Annotated in this window: 12 protein-coding genes and 2 tRNA genes; 10 read left to right on the top strand and 4 right to left on the bottom strand. The window is 45.5% G+C overall.

What is annotated here, in order from left to right; translation table 11 throughout:
• Positions 1 to 155: 155 nt before the first annotated feature.
• The gene (gene asnB, locus MHB84_RS19040; protein WP_076290801.1) at positions 156 to 2,000 is read right to left on the bottom strand and encodes an asparagine synthase (glutamine-hydrolyzing); all 1,845 of its coding nucleotides are present in this window, start codon (positions 1,998 to 2,000) and stop codon (positions 156 to 158) included.
• Between the two features lie 195 nt (positions 2,001 to 2,195).
• Here asnB and MHB84_RS19045 point away from each other — a divergent pair, with 195 nt between their 5' ends.
• From MHB84_RS19045 to MHB84_RS19055, 3 genes are all read left to right on the top strand, one after another.
• Positions 2,196 to 2,495 carry a hypothetical protein gene (locus MHB84_RS19045; protein WP_076290800.1) on the top strand — a complete coding sequence of 100 codons (300 nt, stop codon included), beginning with the start codon at positions 2,196 to 2,198 and terminating at the stop codon, positions 2,493 to 2,495.
• A gap of 25 nt (positions 2,496 to 2,520) precedes the next feature.
• The gene (locus MHB84_RS19050; RefSeq protein WP_053783121.1) at positions 2,521 to 2,877 is read left to right on the top strand and encodes a hypothetical protein; all 357 of its coding nucleotides are present in this window, start codon (positions 2,521 to 2,523) and stop codon (positions 2,875 to 2,877) included.
• Positions 2,878 to 2,968: 91 nt separating this feature from the next.
• The gene (locus MHB84_RS19055) at positions 2,969 to 3,097 is read left to right on the top strand and encodes a hypothetical protein (RefSeq protein ID WP_256336669.1); all 129 of its coding nucleotides are present in this window, start codon (positions 2,969 to 2,971) and stop codon (positions 3,095 to 3,097) included.
• Positions 3,098 to 3,175: 78 nt separating this feature from the next.
• On the opposite strand, the gene MHB84_RS19060 is transcribed toward MHB84_RS19055, so the two are convergent.
• Positions 3,176 to 3,469: a DUF4870 domain-containing protein gene (locus MHB84_RS19060; RefSeq protein ID WP_076290799.1), complete on the bottom strand. Its 294-nt coding sequence runs from the start codon at positions 3,467 to 3,469 to the stop codon at positions 3,176 to 3,178.
• Positions 3,470 to 3,750: 281 nt separating this feature from the next.
• Between MHB84_RS19060 and MHB84_RS19065 the strand changes: the two genes are divergently transcribed.
• The 3 genes from MHB84_RS19065 to MHB84_RS19075 all read left to right on the top strand — a co-directional run bounded on the left by MHB84_RS19065 (position 3,751) and on the right by MHB84_RS19075 (position 9,153).
• Positions 3,751 to 3,824 (top strand) — tRNA-Arg (locus MHB84_RS19065).
• Between the two features lie 162 nt (positions 3,825 to 3,986).
• A complete protein-coding gene (locus MHB84_RS19070; RefSeq protein WP_256716880.1) occupies positions 3,987 to 4,781 on the top strand; it encodes a class I SAM-dependent methyltransferase in 795 nt (264 codons plus the stop codon).
• 382 nt (positions 4,782 to 5,163) lie between these two features.
• On the top strand, positions 5,164 to 9,153 hold the full coding sequence (locus MHB84_RS19075) for a S8 family serine peptidase (protein WP_076290798.1): 3,990 nt from the start codon (positions 5,164 to 5,166) through the stop codon (positions 9,151 to 9,153).
• A 241-nt stretch (positions 9,154 to 9,394) separates the two neighbouring features.
• On the opposite strand, the gene MHB84_RS19080 is transcribed toward MHB84_RS19075, so the two are convergent.
• Both MHB84_RS19080 and MHB84_RS19085 read right to left on the bottom strand, forming a co-directional pair.
• Positions 9,395 to 10,627 carry a CynX/NimT family MFS transporter gene (locus MHB84_RS19080; RefSeq protein ID WP_076290797.1) on the bottom strand — a complete coding sequence of 411 codons (1,233 nt, stop codon included), beginning with the start codon at positions 10,625 to 10,627 and terminating at the stop codon, positions 9,395 to 9,397.
• A gap of 294 nt (positions 10,628 to 10,921) precedes the next feature.
• Positions 10,922 to 10,995 (bottom strand) — tRNA-Arg (locus MHB84_RS19085).
• A gap of 325 nt (positions 10,996 to 11,320) precedes the next feature.
• Between MHB84_RS19085 and MHB84_RS19090 the strand changes: the two genes are divergently transcribed.
• The 4 genes from MHB84_RS19090 (at position 11,321) to clpX (ending at position 15,872) form a co-directional block, all read left to right on the top strand.
• Positions 11,321 to 12,163 carry a hypothetical protein gene (locus tag MHB84_RS19090; RefSeq protein WP_076290956.1) on the top strand — a complete coding sequence of 281 codons (843 nt, stop codon included), beginning with the start codon at positions 11,321 to 11,323 and terminating at the stop codon, positions 12,161 to 12,163.
• Positions 12,164 to 12,298: 135 nt separating this feature from the next.
• The gene (tig, locus tag MHB84_RS19095; RefSeq protein ID WP_076290796.1) at positions 12,299 to 13,639 is read left to right on the top strand and encodes a trigger factor; all 1,341 of its coding nucleotides are present in this window, start codon (positions 12,299 to 12,301) and stop codon (positions 13,637 to 13,639) included.
• 376 nt (positions 13,640 to 14,015) lie between these two features.
• Positions 14,016 to 14,606: an ATP-dependent Clp endopeptidase proteolytic subunit ClpP gene (clpP, locus tag MHB84_RS19100; RefSeq protein ID WP_024633993.1), complete on the top strand. Its 591-nt coding sequence runs from the start codon at positions 14,016 to 14,018 to the stop codon at positions 14,604 to 14,606.
• 12 nt (positions 14,607 to 14,618) lie between these two features.
• Positions 14,619 to 15,872 carry an ATP-dependent protease ATP-binding subunit ClpX gene (gene clpX, locus MHB84_RS19105; protein ID WP_063566713.1) on the top strand — a complete coding sequence of 418 codons (1,254 nt, stop codon included), beginning with the start codon at positions 14,619 to 14,621 and terminating at the stop codon, positions 15,870 to 15,872.
• Positions 15,873 to 15,904 lie beyond the last annotated feature (32 nt).

Consider the following 15,904-nt stretch of genomic DNA (forward strand, 5'->3'; position numbering starts at 1 on the left):
GAGGTTACTGAAGAATTGCAGCAGTCACTTGATATTTTAAAGTGGGATGATGTATAGCCATACCATAATTTAGTCGTGTACGACGAAGGGGTGCCTGATGAACAGCTATTATGCTGTTCATCGGCACCCTTTTACGAATGAAAAAATAGCCTTATTTATCTTATTGCCACTTTGTACGTACGCAACCACGAGTTAATCTGTGTCAGATAAGCAAACAACTGTGGACCCGACATTAACTGTCCAAACCAGGGCAGGTTCGATGAAGCATCCGGTGAGGAGGCCAATTTGCGAATTTGATCTTTGTCGATTAATGGCAAGATCGGTGAGCTGGCGTCATCCAGAATATCAAGCACCTGCTGTTTAACGGCAGCAAGATACTGCGGGTTATGTGTTTTCGGGTACGGACTCTTTTTCCGGTACAACACATCGTCAGGCAGCACACCTTCCAGCGCTTTACGCAGAATGCCTTTTTCCCGTCCGCCTGTCATTTTCATGTCCCATGGCACGTTAAACACATATTGAATCAAACGGTGATCACAGTAAGGTACCCGAACTTCAAGCCCAGCTCCCATACTCATCCGATCTTTCCGATCCAGTAGTGTAGGCATGAACCGGGTGATGTTCAGATAGGACATGACTCGCATTTGGGCTGCCTTACCGGTCTCCCCATCGAGTAAAGGCACTTCAGCCACAGCATCCGAGTAGCGGTCCGCGAGGTAGTCGAGAGGCCTGATCCATTCCCGAATGTCCGGGGATAACAATCCTGCTCGCATATCAGGCGCAACAGACCATGGGAATGTACCGGAGTTCAGCATTTCTTCCCGATGGAACCATGGATAACCGCCAAATACTTCATCCGCTGCTTCGCCTGAAATGGCAACGGTGGCTCCTTTTTTGATTTCTTTACAGAACAGATAGAGGGAGGAGTCTACATCCGCCATCCCCGGCAAATCCCGCACAAGCATCGCCTGGGTCAGTGCATGAACCAGTTCGCCATTTTCAATCTCAATCCAGTGATGGTCTGTCTTCAGTTCATCTACCATACGCTTAATCCATGGACCATCTGCACCAGGTTGGAAGGAATGGGCCTGAAAATGCTTTGCATTATCCACATAGTCTACAGAATACGTGCTGACCTGACCTTGACCTGTACGGTTATAATAATCCACCGCTAACGCAGATAGAGCACTTGAATCCAATCCTCCCGACAAAAGGGAGCAGACCGGGACGTCTGAAGCTAGCTGCCGTTCTAATGTATCTTGTAGCAGTCTGCGTACTTCGGCAGCTGTCTCTTCCAAATTATGTTCGTGATTCTGACTTTCCAGCTTCCAGTAAGCATAGGTTTTAATCCCGTTTCGGTTGTAGATAAGCGCATGCGCAGGTTTAAGTTCGTTAAGGGAGGAGTATACGCCGTGTCCAGGTGTCCGGGCAGGACCGACAATAAATACTTCTGCCAAGCCTTCAGGGCCTACCGCAGCTTCAACATCCGGGTGGATGAGCAGTGCTTTGGGTTCTGAGCCAAATACGAGTGCATCCTTTGCATGACTGTAGAACAGGGGTTTGACACCCAGCCGATCACGGGCGATAAAAACCTGTTCGCGTCCGCCATCCCATATGGCAAAAGCAAAAATTCCGTTAAACCGGTCAACGCAGGCCGGTCCCCACTCAATATAAGAGGCGAGCAGCACTTCCGTATCACATTGTGTGCGGAAATGGTGTCCGCGCTGGAGCAATTCCTTTTTCAACTCGGGTGCATTGTATAGTTCTCCGTTATACACGACGGTATAGGAGGTGTCTCCCTGTAACGCATGCATGGGCTGTGCCCCGTTCTCCGGGTCCATAACGCTGAGACGCCGATGTCCGAACGCACAAGGATTGGAGATCCATGTACCTGAAGCGTCGGGCCCCCGGTTCGACAAGCTGTCCGTCATCCGGACCAGCAGCTCTGATTCCTGGGTCAAATCCCGATTCCACTGTATGAAGCCGGTTATACCGCACATGGTTTGTTCATCCTTTCTTAGTCGAGTCATTCATCCGTATGGCTGCTTGAGTCGCTAACAGCCAGCAAATGTTGTCTTTTTCGTCAGAAGTCGTAACAAATATATGCCGAAAGCAGGCATAAAATGTCTGTCCTCTTCGGAAACTATATCTAGGGACAACGGCCTCAACATGCCTGTGAAGGAGAGAACTTGCAAATGGACAGTATGACCTATTATGTATCTGTCATGGGGCGCTCCGTTATTCCGGACCCGCACGTAACGTCGTATGAATGGGTGATCCAGGCGACGCCTCAGGAGGCGGAACAATTACTGGGACTGCTTAATCTGATGCAGGAAAAAGAGGAAGAGGCCTTTCCAGGAATGGTATTCCCTTGGCCAGATACGCCAGAGGATTCTGTAAACCGTGCATATGAAGCTGTGTTACAGCAGGTGTATCGGGAGATTTATCGCCTAGGAACACCAGAGACCCGATACCAGATTGAACAAAGTACATGAAATGGACAAAGGAGCGAGATAACAAATGTATGCTATTCAGGATGCCAAAATACGCAGATTAACCGAAGTGGATGGATTGTCTTGTGCAGAAGTTGAAGTACAGCCTGGAAATACGGGTGATCCGTCTTTACTTGTATACGTTGCGGCTACCCAGCCAGGGAATTCGCTTGAAGTCGTTCGGATTGTACGCAATCATTCGGATGCAGTCCTGGATTGGTACAATAACAATATGCATACAGCATTTGAAGATGCCACGGAAACGGCGTTTGAGAACAGTGAAGGCATTGCAGCAGGGGAAGATAAAGCCCGGTTTCAGAGTGAGTTACTTGCTTTTGGATTACTGGGACCGACACTTCAACGCTATTTGGTGGGGCAAGGTTAAGGCGGTCGTTCCAACAAATGCCGATAGCTGCAAAGGATAAGTGAAATTACCCGGAGCCATACTATATACAAGTTCCGGGGAGGTGACAGCAATGGCTTCCAAGTTCAAGAAAAACAAAGGGAACCTTTATGCGCATCATACCGAGTTTGCCGAGGAAGTGCTCGCCATTAACAGCAAGCGTCCTGCCCAGAGAAATCCGTGGCGTCAGGGAAACAAGTAACCGGAATGCAGAAACCCGCCCTTCTTTTGAAAGGCGGGTTTTTGAATGTTTATTTTAACTTGGTTGTGGAGCTTGTAGTTAGGCATATTCACGCAGCACTTGAATGCCTTTGACGATATTGTACACAAAACTTAATGCATAAATAACAAAGAAGAGTATTACAAATCCGACAGCGGAACCCAGACTGTGGGCGGTAACGAAGAAATAAAGTAGCGGGATTGCCGCAAAAAACGGGAATATATGCGAGAATAAGGCTCGTTTCGCATGGCCCTCAATATAGTTGTCTTTGGCTACAATCCAAATGATGATGGGAAACAAGAACGGTGCGAAGAAAATACTAAAATAGGATAATGCTGATAAAAGTTGTCTCATAGCGGTTTCTCTCCTTTATTTGGTTCAATTGAATGTATGTATGCAAATGATTACCCAGCAAGTCTCATCATGAATATGTCTGCCCATTTTACATGCACTGAGCTTGGTATCCTCAATATTGCCTGCTTAAAGCATTCATATTCTGTACCTGTGTTGAGTATGAAAATAATACGTTTAAGCCATGTGGAATGATGCAATTATTAATTTTTTTATAAAACTATTGAAAAATATAGAAATCAGAGTATAATAGGAATCGCGCGGTATTTTTATTATACATATTTGTCTCAGTAGCTCAGCAGGATAGAGCAACGGCCTTCTAAGCCGTCGGTCGGGGGTTCGAATCCCTCCTGGGACGTTAGAAAAAAGCTTCCTTCGGGAAGCTTTTTCGCGTACAGGGGATGAGAACCCCGATGGATCGTCGGAGGTTGGTAATTGTTTATAGGTATAAACTATCAAATGTATAGAATTTATATATTTAAATAATAAACCATCTTGTGACACAATGAAGATATCAATCATGAAAGCGATGGTGGTATCCATGCAATCGATTAATCAATGGCAAGCAGATGAGTATGACAACAAACTGGCTTTTGTATCAGGTTACGGCAAAAGTTTAATCTCATGGCTTCAACCTCAAAAAGGGGAGTATATCCTTGACTTGGGATGTGGAACGGGGGATTTGACGTACGAAATTTCTGTAACGCAGGCTGAGGTAGTTGGCATGGATGCATCACCGGACATGATTCGTCGTGCAAAAGAGAAGTTCCCCAATATCGAGTTTATGGAGGGTGACGGACATCAGTTTGCGACGAACAAGCTCTATGATGCCGTCTTTTCCAATGCAGCTCTGCATTGGATGCGAAGTCCTCGACTTGTAGTGGATAGTGTATGGAAGTCTTTGAAGCCTGGGGGACGTTTTATAGCGGAGTTCGGTGGCAAAGGCAATGTACAGATCATTGTAGATGCATTAGAGGAAGTGTTTGAGCGACACACTGGCATTCGTGGATCAGAGCGCAACCCTTGGTATTTCCCGACGATCGGGCAATATAGCAACATTTTGGAACAATGCGGATTTTTGGTGCGACAGGCCTATCACTATGACCGTCCTACCAGATTGGCGGATGGTGAACAGGGTATAGAGGGCTGGTTGGCTCATTTTGGAGGGGACTATTTTGAAGGTTTGAGTCAGGAGCAAATTCAGAAAATCTGTCGTGAAACTAGCCATATCGTTGTGCCGAAGCTCTGGAAAGAAGATGCAATTTATGCCGATTATAAGCGTCTTCGAATTGAAGCAGTGAAGCCGGGATGTTAAATAAGCAAAAGATGTGTAACTGTTAAATGAATTAATAATATATTTTTCATGAAATTCATCGATCACAAATAGGCTGGGAATCTCTTTCAGAATGAAGAGACTCTTGGCCTTTTTTCCTATGTTGTATTTATAAATTGAATTATTAAATCGACAAATAAATACAATTTCACATTTTTCTCTTACTCAAGAACCATATAAGTAATTTTTATATCATATTTGTAATTATTTAGAAGGTAAATGTGCTATTTTAGTAGAATAATTTACCAAGGGTCAATCTACTTGCAGATAGGGCGGTGAGTTGTCACAGGTATTGCAGTACTTGTCATTGCAGGACCCAAGCGATTGGTGAGGTACTTTCATATTGAGAAGGAGGGGCATAGCCTTGAATAAACGATTGATATCTATATTGTTAAGTATCCTGATGACTTTTTCTATCATCATGCCAGCGGCCGGAGCCGCTCCTGTAGGTGTACAGCTTGAGAATTCGCTAAGCAAGGCCGAAGCCAAACAATGGCGAGAAATTCTTGCCCAGCGGGAAGGCAAGCTTGCAGCAGATCCATTTTTGGACAAGAGCCTGGAAGGTCTTGGAGGGGAGAATACAAGAGTAATTGTTGAGCTCTCCAATAAACCAGTTGCTGTTGCGCAAGGCGAATCTACCCTCTCAGGAAAATCTTTTACCTCCTCTATGGAAACAAAGGCTGTGAATCAAGTCGAGCAACAACAACAGTCATTTGTACATAGCCTCACTCAGAATAAAATCAAACACGAAGTATTGGAAAATTACGCATATGCTCTGAATGGTGTAGCCATTGAACTTAAGGGTAACCAATTGGGGCAATTGCTTCGCATACCGGGCGTTGTCAGTGTATACCCTGACCTTGAAATTAACGTAGCCCCGGAAACTGATGAAGTGAATCCTTATATGAAAGATACCGCACCATTTATTGGCGCCCCTGAAGTATGGAATCTGGGATACAAAGGAAAAGGCGTCAAAGTTGGTGTTATTGATACAGGAATCGATTATGAACATCCTAATTTGCAAGACGCCTACAAAGGTGGATGGGATTTCGTTGAAAATGACAATGATCCTTATGAGACAACACGTGAAGAATGGAAAGGATCTGGCGCACCTGAATTTAATGCGAATGGAAGCGCCTATTACACATCCCACGGTACTCACGTAGCCGGTACCATTGCTGCTCGTGAAGCAGGGGACTACGGCATTGTCGGGGTTGCACCCGAAGCTGACATCTATGCCTATCGTGTGCTTGGGCCCTACGGAAGTGGTCAAACTTCATGGGTGCTTGGTGGAATTGACCGTTCCGTTGCCGATGGCATGGACGTAATCAATCTCTCGTTGGGTAACGCTGCCAATGATCCAAGTTATATCACTTCAGTTGCACTGAATAATGCCATGCTGTCTGGCGTGACTGCAGTTGTGGCAAGCGGAAATGATGGTCCGAATCGTTATACATTAGGTTCTCCAGGAGCATCTGCTATGGCAATCACTGTAGGTAACTCCACAGGGCCTAGCCAGAGTATAACAGCCAACACGCATTTCTGGATTGGTGAGGAAGGTGAAGGTACGCTTCCTGAAGAACAACCTGTCCCTGAAGTTGAGCCGTCTCCTGAACTGGGTACAGCACCGGGTACGGATACTCCTGAAGTTCCGGCTCAAGGTGAACCATCAACCACACCGGAAGATGTGACAGGTGATGAAGCTTCATCAACAAACGAAGCTGCATTGTCTGAATCAGCATCTGACGATGATACAGCTTTAGATGTGGAAGCCAGCCAATCAGAAGAGGGTGTTCAGCCAGCCTCGCCTTCGGAACCAGTCGAAACCTCTCCAGAGGTTGCACCTGTGAAAGAAGAGCCTGCGATTGCTCCAACTGAAACGGAACAAAATCCATTGGCTGTTACTGAGTCGGTGTACCGACTTGATGTAATGGGCTGGAGTCTTTCAGCCGATCCGGAATCGGTTTTGACGGATCAATATGATCTTTTATTCGCAGGGTTGGGTAAACCGACCGACTTTGAAGGCAAGGATTTTACAGGCAAAGTGGCTTTTGTACAGCGCGGTGAGCTGGCATTTGTAGAGAAAGTAGCCAATGCCAAAGCTTCTGGTGCAGTTGCTATTATCGTATATAACAATATTCCAGGCCCGATCGGTGTGAGTTTGGGAGATAATTTTGAACTTATTCCAACCTTGAGCATGTCGAAGGAAGATGGAGAAAGTATCAAGGCTGAGCTGGATGCTGGTCAAAGCGTTGAAGTGAGTTTCAGTGACTTCGTTAAAGGTCAAACGGCTGGAGATGAAATGAATCCATCCAGCTCCCGCGGACCAGCCAAGGTGACTCTGGATATCAAACCGGATATAGTTGCACCGGGTACCAGCATTCTGTCTACTGTTCCTGCCTATGGCAAGGACGAGCCTGAAGCAGATTATTCACAGGCTTATGATCGTAAATCAGGTACAAGTATGGCCACGCCTCATGTTGCCGGACTAGTTGCCCTGTTGATTGAGAAGCACAGTGACTGGACACCATTTGATATTAAAGTAGCACTCATGAACAATGGTAAAGTGCTCGACACAACCAATTACGATGTGTTTGATCAAGGTGCAGGGCGTATTCAAGCGGTGAAAACGATTGATCCTGCTGCATTTGTTAAAGTATTGGATGTAACGAAATACACAGAGAATGGCGTGGCTGTAGAGAAACCAAATGTTACAGGTAGTGTGAATTTTGGCAACTTCCTCAGCACGGACGAAAAAATCGTCAGCAAAACGATCAAAGTGGAGTCGCTGAATGGCAGCGGTGGAAACTACACTGTAAGCGTGAATCCGACACGTACAATCCCTGGTGTATCCGTTGCGGTGGACAAGAGCTCTTTTACACTGAATGGTGAGGAAGAGTTACAGGTTACTATTACAGTTCCAAAAGGTGTTACTGCGGTAACAGAAGCGCAAGGATACCTTCAGTTGTCTAATGGAACGGACACATTCAGTGTTCCATATGTCGCACATTTCAACCTTACCCTGGCAGGCGTTAAATACATTGAGACTGTATATGGTACAGAGAAGAACCCGTTCCATTATCCATTGAAGTCTGATGGTACGCTGGATACACTCAATGTAGCTATGGAATTCTACAATCCCATGAATTTTGCCCTTATTGAGATCTTTGATGGCCTTAACCCGGATGGGGGCTATTATGGAGATGGATATATTGGATCTATTTTTGGGAACTACTACAATTTTGCTGCCAACACAAGATATAATCTAGCTTGGGATGGACAGTATGCAGACTACACTACCGACGAGGTAACAACTATTCCAGATGGTCTTTATACGGTTGACATCACTACAATCGGTGTTGATGGCAAAACGTATATCGAAGATACTTCTCCATTTTTGGTGAAAAAAGCAGCGCCTGTTGTAACAGCACCAGATAAGTTGGAATTCAAGCAAGATGAATCTGCTGTCATTAACGGCAGTGTGGATGACTTGTACTTCCGTGTTGCTCCTTCACTTAAAGAGAACTGGAATATTGAGTTTGACCCAGCGGCTGCCTTAAAAGCAACGTATGTCCTGAAAAAAGAGGATGGTTCGATATACAAGGAGGGTGTATTTGAAGTAAAACCTGATGGTAGTTTCACTCTTCCTTTAGAAGGCATCCAAGCAGGTGAATATGCCGTTGAACTTACGGTAAAAGACCAACAAGGGCTTTCTGGTAAAGCCACAACGGCACTGAGTCTGAAATCCAAGGAGACTGAGCCGGAAACTCCAGCTGTCAAAGCGCCTGGCACACCTGTGTTGTCTCATAATAATTGGGTTGGTAATGGCCTGAGCGAAGGCTCATATATCGTTACCATGAACCTGTGGTGGGGCGAGAACGCCACCAGCTACAAGCTTTATGAGGACGGGGTTTTGATCGATACGCAGAAGTTGACCTACAATGCGCCTCTGGCACAGTTTGCCCAAACGAAGATCACAGGCAAAGCCAACGGCACCTATACGTACGTAGCTGAGCTAACGAACGACAAAGGGACCACGCGGAGTCAGACACTGACAGTCAAGGTTACCAACGCATCGCCAGGCAAAGCAGTTCTCTCTCAAGATAACTGGGATGGCGACGGTAATTATAAGGTAACTATGAACTTGTGGTGGGGAACCAATGCTACTGAGTATCGCCTCTACGAAAATGATAAGTTGATCGATACCCAAGCACTCAATGCGGTTACGCCTAATGCGCAAAGTGCCGTTACTTCGCTGACTGGACGCACTTCGGGCACGTATACTTACCGGGCTGAGTTACTCAACGCAGCGGGTGTCACCAGCACTGATAAGATCACGGTAAAAGTGAAATAAACTCTTCGGCACTTATTTATTGAAGCAATTGTTTTTCACATAAGCGGTCTTCATCCTAATCCTCGCGGGATGGAGACCGTTTTATTTTGTTTTTTCTCTGTTGAGTGAATGGATAACTGCTTATTGTCCTGTTAGTTGTAAATTGAATATAGTTCGCATGAAAGTCCGCTAATAATAAAATGCTCCCCTCATGGAGACAGGTTTTGTTAGCCTGTCACTCATAAGGGGAGCGTAAATTAATCTAACCGATCACTCGATTCTTGCTGGCTTTTATACCTGCTATCAGTAATACAATGGCGAGGAGAACCTGTACCAGCAAGGGAAGGGTCCATCCTTGTGTCCAATCATGAAGCACGCCGAACAGCAACGGCCCGACGGCTGCCAGCATATACCCAAAGGATTGAGCCATACCTGAAAGTCCCGCAGCCTGTCTTGCATCAGACGTACGCAGTACAAAAAACATGGTTACAAGTCCGAACGAAGCCCCGGCTCCAACGCCGGCCAAAGCAACACCGACGGTTACGAGAGAGGAGATGCCGCTCAAAAGGAATGCGTACCCCAGAATCAGACATGAACCTGTAATTGCTGTCAGCCCACGTTGATCTTTCATTCGTCCAGCCAGAATGGGAACGATGAACGTTACCGGAACACTAACCATTTGCATCAGGGATAACATCCAGCCCGCTGAAGAGGAACTGAAACCCTGATCAGATAGAACCTCTGGCAGCCAGGTAATTGTAGTGTAAAAAATTAAAGATTGCAGTCCCATGAACAATGTGACATACCAGGCTAAGGAAGATGTAATAAGGCGAACCGGCTTCGCTTCCGTTTTCGAAGCCACGTAAACTTCGCCGCGACGTCCAGAACGGACGTGAGGCAGCCAGAGAATGAGGGCCAAAATGGACAGTATAGCCCACATGCCGAGTGAAGCATGCCAACCCATGGAGGTTAAGCCTGCCGCAGGAACGCTGATTCCTGAGGCGATAGCGCCCCATATATTCATGGACACAGAATAAAGTCCGGTAACGAGCCCCACTCGCAATGGGAAATCCCTTTTGATTAGACTGGGCAGCAATACGTTGCTCAGGGCAATGCCACATCCAAGGATCGCTGTTCCTGCAAAGAGAACGGGTACAGAGGGCATAAACCGGAGGGATACGCCTATGGTCACGAGGATTATGGCAGTTAACAGAGCGGTTTCTAGTCCGAATCTTCGCGCCAATTGTGGAGCGAACGGAGAGATTGCCGCGAAGGCAAGCAAAGGAAGAGAGGTGAGTAAGCCTGCCAATGTATGACTTATTCCTGTATCTGTACGGATCAGTTCCACAATGGGACCTGTTGCCGTAATAGGTGAACGCATTGTTGCTGCGATAACGATAATGCCTGCCAGCAAGAGCCCAAGTTTCATGGATACTGACGATGAATTATCGACTGCAGAGCGGTCAGGTGAGTTTTGACGTAAAGATGATGGCATGGTAAATCTCCTATAGTTTATTTGTCTAATATGTATACTTTGATACATACATATACATAAACAAGCATAACATCCCGTGTCAACATCAGCCGATTAACGTATTCAATCATCCATAGAAAACAAAAAAATGCTTCCCGAAGGAAGCATTTCTTTAATTACGTCCCAGGAGGGATACTCTCCTTGCAGTCGAGACTGCGAAGTAATCCTACCGAAGCTTATGCTCCGACGAACCATCGGGGTTCTCATCCCCAGAACGCAAAAAAATGCTTCCCGAAGGAAGCATTTCTTTAATTACGTCCCAGGAGGGATTCGAACCCCCGACCGACGCCTTAGAAGGGCGTTGCTCTATCCAGCTGAGCTACTGAGACATGAAATTTTTCAAGCAAAATTGATTTTATCATAAATAAAGATGAATATCAAACATTTTATTTTAATATATTTTTCGTATATGATATTTGGCGGCAGTAACGTTTTTTTCATTATAATTAAGGTTATGTTAGAATATCAGAAGAACTCAAAAAATAGATCGACTTTCGTTTAATATACATCTATCTATGGTTGATTGCGACTGGAGATTCAGGATACAGAGGAGGTGCTCCTATTAAGGAATCCACGACCCCGGAAACCGAGCACAGTAACAATATCGTGCTGTTTCCTAAGACGCTGGACTATTACCAGATTCAATTGACGGTTATGCTAGAAAATGAACGATATGGTGAAGCGATGGACCTGCTTCGCTTTTTGCTGCAATGCCAAGGGCAGGAAGAACGGCATTACGACGAATGGCGAGCCCTGCTCGAATGGCTTGAAGCTGCATTCCCTCATTACGGGGAAGATTTACCCGAGGTTCGTGAAGAGCGTGAGGAAGAGGAAATCAGCGAAGAGGACATGGCACGTCAACATGCCCGATCCAAGCTTGAGCAGGATGACGGCTATGCGGATAAACTGCTTCGTACCGTGATGGAGGAACCTTTATCTGAACAAACGATGCTGGCGCTGGAGCAGCTTGCATATCTCGAGCGGCCAGAAATTGATGATTCGCTTACCGGTTGGCTCAAAGACAAGACGCTGCATCCTTTACTTCAGTTCCGTGTGCTTCAGACATTACGCCGCCGAGGTGTTCAAGGCATTATTGCGTTTACTCGTGGGGAAGAGCCGGTTGAAGTGGAGATTGATACGGTTCCGCTGAGACCTGAGGATTTCCCGATTCAGATCGTTCAGATTCTTGAAAGAGTGGCAGATCAGACGGAGGTTCATGAACCTACGCTCTTTTATTTTGCACAAGAACTATGGATTCAATATGTCATGGCCGTGTACGGAACCCGTGATTACCTGTCCATGCTGGAAGAAAATGATTCCATGACAGATATATGGGCAGCTGCTCTACATATGACCGTTGCAGACAGTCTGGGCGGTTCGCATGACGAGGAAAATACTCGCTCAATGTATGCTGTGACAGGGGCGATGCGCTTTCGTCTGGAGCAAGCATATCGATCGATGAAGCAGTTTGTTTCTGCCGGTTTGGATGGTCAATAGGACCCGGAAACGTTTTCCTCAAACCGTATCAAGGGATTCCCCTTGAAAAAGAATCTAATCTTGTTTATACTAAAATGGTTATTTTGTACGTGATTGCCTACGTGAACATGCGAATTTTGGAGGGGAAAGTATACAATGAAAGCAACTTGGGAAAAGATAGAGAAGAACCTTGGGGTTCTTGAGGTTGAAGTGGGTGCAGATCGTGTAACTGCAGCACTCGACAAAGCTTTTAATAAAGTAGTTAAACAAGCAAACGTACCTGGATTCCGTAAAGGTAAAGTTCCACGTTCGATCTTCGAAGCTCGTTTTGGTGTGGAAAGCTTGTATCAAGAAGCAATTGACATTTTGCTTCCTGAAGCTTACACAGAAGCAATCGACCAAACGGATATCTTCCCGGTTGATCGTCCTGACGTAGACGTCGAGCAATTCGCTAAAGGACAAGTATTCAAGTTCAAAGCGAAAGTAACCGTTAAACCTGAAGTTACACTGGGTGACTACAAAGGCGTTGAAGTTGCTGTAGCCAAACATGAAGTAACGGATGTAGAAGTGACTGAAGAGCTCGAGCGTCTTCAACAACGTCACGCAGAACTCGTTGTTATCGACGAAGGCGCTGCACAAAACGGCGACGTTGCTGTAATCGACTTTGACGGTTCCGTTGATGGTGTACCGTTCGAAGGCGGACAAGCTGAGCGTTATTCCCTGGAACTTGGTTCCAACACATTCATCCCAGGATTTGAAGAGCAGGTTGTGGGTCTTTCCACAGGCGACTTCAAAGACGTTGAAGTAACTTTCCCAGAGAGCTACCATGCAGCTGAACTGGCTGGCAAAAAAGCGGTATTCAAAGTGAAAGTACATGAAATCAAACGTAAACAACTTCCTGAACTGGATGACGAGTTTGCAAAAGATGTTAGCGAATTCGATACGCTTGAAGAGTACAAAGCTGACCTGAAAACGCAATTGGAATCCCGCAAAGCAGATGAAGCCAAAGCAGCTCAAGAAAATGCTGTTGTAGAAAAAGTGGCTGAAAATGCTGAAGTGGATATTCCTTCTGCAATGATCGACAGCGAAGTACAAAACATGATGCGTGATTTCGACAACCGTCTGCGCAACCAAGGTATGAACCTGGAAATGTTCCTGAGCTTCTCTGGTCAAACACAAGCTGACCTGAGAGGACAAATGCAGGAAGATGCTTCCAAACGTGTTCGTAACAACCTGGTTCTTGAAGCAGTTGGTAAAGCGGAAAACATCGAAGTGTCTGACGAAGAAGTTAACCAAGAACTTGAAAAAATGGCTGAGTCTTACAAGCGTCCTGCTGAAGAGATTCGTGGCATTCTCGAGGGTAATGGTTCCCTGGACAGCCTTCGTGACGAAGTGAAACTGCGTAAAACGATCGATGTTCTCGTTGAGAACAGCAAAGTTGTTGAAGCTGTTGAAGCTCCAGCTGAAGAAGTTGCTGCAGAAGCTGACGAAAAATAAGACAAGCTGTTATGTAATGAACAGCTGAATAAACGATAAGGCACGTGAATCATTGCGTGCCTTATTTTTAAATTATGGCATCCATTTTATAGAGGATTCAGTAATAATATGGATGGATTTCGTTGTGGCATTGGTTATGCACATTCAACGTCCTATGGTTCTCCTGCAAATAAAAAAAGGTGAAACGGCATAGGATTGCTCCGATTTGCACATACATAGAAAACATGGTTAAATATGATCAGGCAAAAAAGTAAACTCACTCTGTCTTGACACCACTTGTGAAAAATGACATTGTCACAGGAACGTGTTAGAATGAATTTGGGTTTGCTTTACAGGTAGCCTATGTCTAATTACATGTAGAAAAGAGGTTGGTCTCATGAGTCTGGTGCCAATGGTTGTTGAACAAACCAATCGAGGCGAGCGGTCTTACGATATATATTCGCGTTTGCTGAAGGATCGCATTATCTTTTTAACCAGTGCGATTGATGACGATGTAGCCAATCTTGTCATAGCGCAGCTTTTGTTTTTGGCAGCCGACGATCCTGAGAAGGATATCAGCTTGTACATTAATTCACCTGGTGGTTCTGTCACCGCAGGGATGGGTATATACGATACGATGCAATATATCAAGCCGGATGTATCGACCATTTGCGTAGGTATGGCAGCAAGCATGGGCTCGTTATTGCTGACAGCCGGTGCTCCTGGCAAACGATATGCGCTGACTAACAGCGAAGTGATGATTCATCAGCCGCTTGGCGGCGTTCAAGGACAGGCTGCGGATATCAAAATTCACGCAGAATGGATTATTAAAACACGTCAGAAACTGAATCAAATATACGTCGATCGTACAGGTCAACCCCTTGAGAAAATCGAGCGGGACACAGACCGTGACTTTTTCATGAGTGCTGAAGAAGCCAAAACGTACGGCATTATTGACCAGGTGCTCAGCAGACCGATCAATTCCTAAAGGGGTGGTTTCATGTTTAAATTTAACGATGAGAAAGGGCAATTGAAATGCTCTTTTTGCGGTAAATCTCAGGAACAGGTGCGCAAGCTGGTCGCTGGACCGGGCGTTTACATTTGTGATGAATGTATCGAACTGTGCACTGAAATCGTAGAGGAAGAGCTCGGTCATGACGAAGAACTGGACCTCAAAGATATTCCAAAACCGAAAGAAATCCGCGACATTCTTGACCAGTACGTCATTGGACAGGATCAGGCGAAGAAGTCTTTGTCTGTAGCGGTTTACAATCACTATAAACGGATCAACACACAAAGCAAGATTGAGGACGTTGAATTGCAAAAAAGTAACATTTTGCTGTTAGGACCTACGGGTTCTGGTAAAACGTTGCTTGCGCAAACGATGGCCAAAATCCTTAATGTTCCTTTTGCTATTGCTGATGCAACTTCATTGACTGAAGCAGGTTATGTCGGCGAAGATGTAGAGAACATTCTGCTCAAGCTGATTCAAGCTGCTGATTATGATGTGGAAAAAGCAGAGCGCGGCATTATTTATATCGATGAAATTGATAAAGTAGCGCGTAAATCCGAGAACCCATCCATTACACGTGATGTATCGGGTGAAGGTGTTCAACAAGCGCTCCTGAAAATCCTGGAAGGAACTGTAGCTTCTGTACCGCCACAAGGTGGTCGTAAGCATCCACATCAGGAATTCATCCAGATTGATACCACCAACATCTTGTTTATTTGTGGCGGTGCCTTCGATGGTCTCGAGCAAATGATCAAACGCCGAATCGGTAAAAAAGTCATCGGCTTTAACACCGTTGCGGAACAAAAAGATCTTAAACCAGGTGAATATCTGGGTATGGTATTGCCGGAAGACTTGCTGAAATTCGGTCTGATTCCGGAGTTTGTAGGCCGTTTGCCAGTTATCTCCACTTTGGAGCCTCTGGACGAAGATACATTGGTACGGATTCTGTCCGAGCCAAAAAATGCGCTTACGAAACAATACCAAAAATTGCTTGAACTGGATAATGTGAATTTGGTATTTGAACCAGGAGCATTACTGGCGATTGCGAAGGAAGCCATTAAACGTAACACGGGTGCACGTGGTCTGCGCGCAATCATCGAGGGCATTATGCTTGAGATTATGTACGAAGTACCTTCCCGTGATGATGTTACGAACTGTGTCATTACCGAAGAAGTCGTTGAGAAGAGAGTCGTGCCTGAACTAAGCCAATCCAAGGACGACAAGCAGGAAGAAAGTGCCTAACTAAAGGTTAATATTCCGTTTCAACACTGAAA

The sequence above is a fragment of the Paenibacillus sp. FSL F4-0087 genome (assembly GCF_038020215.1).
In the GTDB taxonomy this organism is placed as follows: Bacteria; Bacillota; Bacilli; order Paenibacillales; family Paenibacillaceae; genus Paenibacillus; species Paenibacillus taichungensis.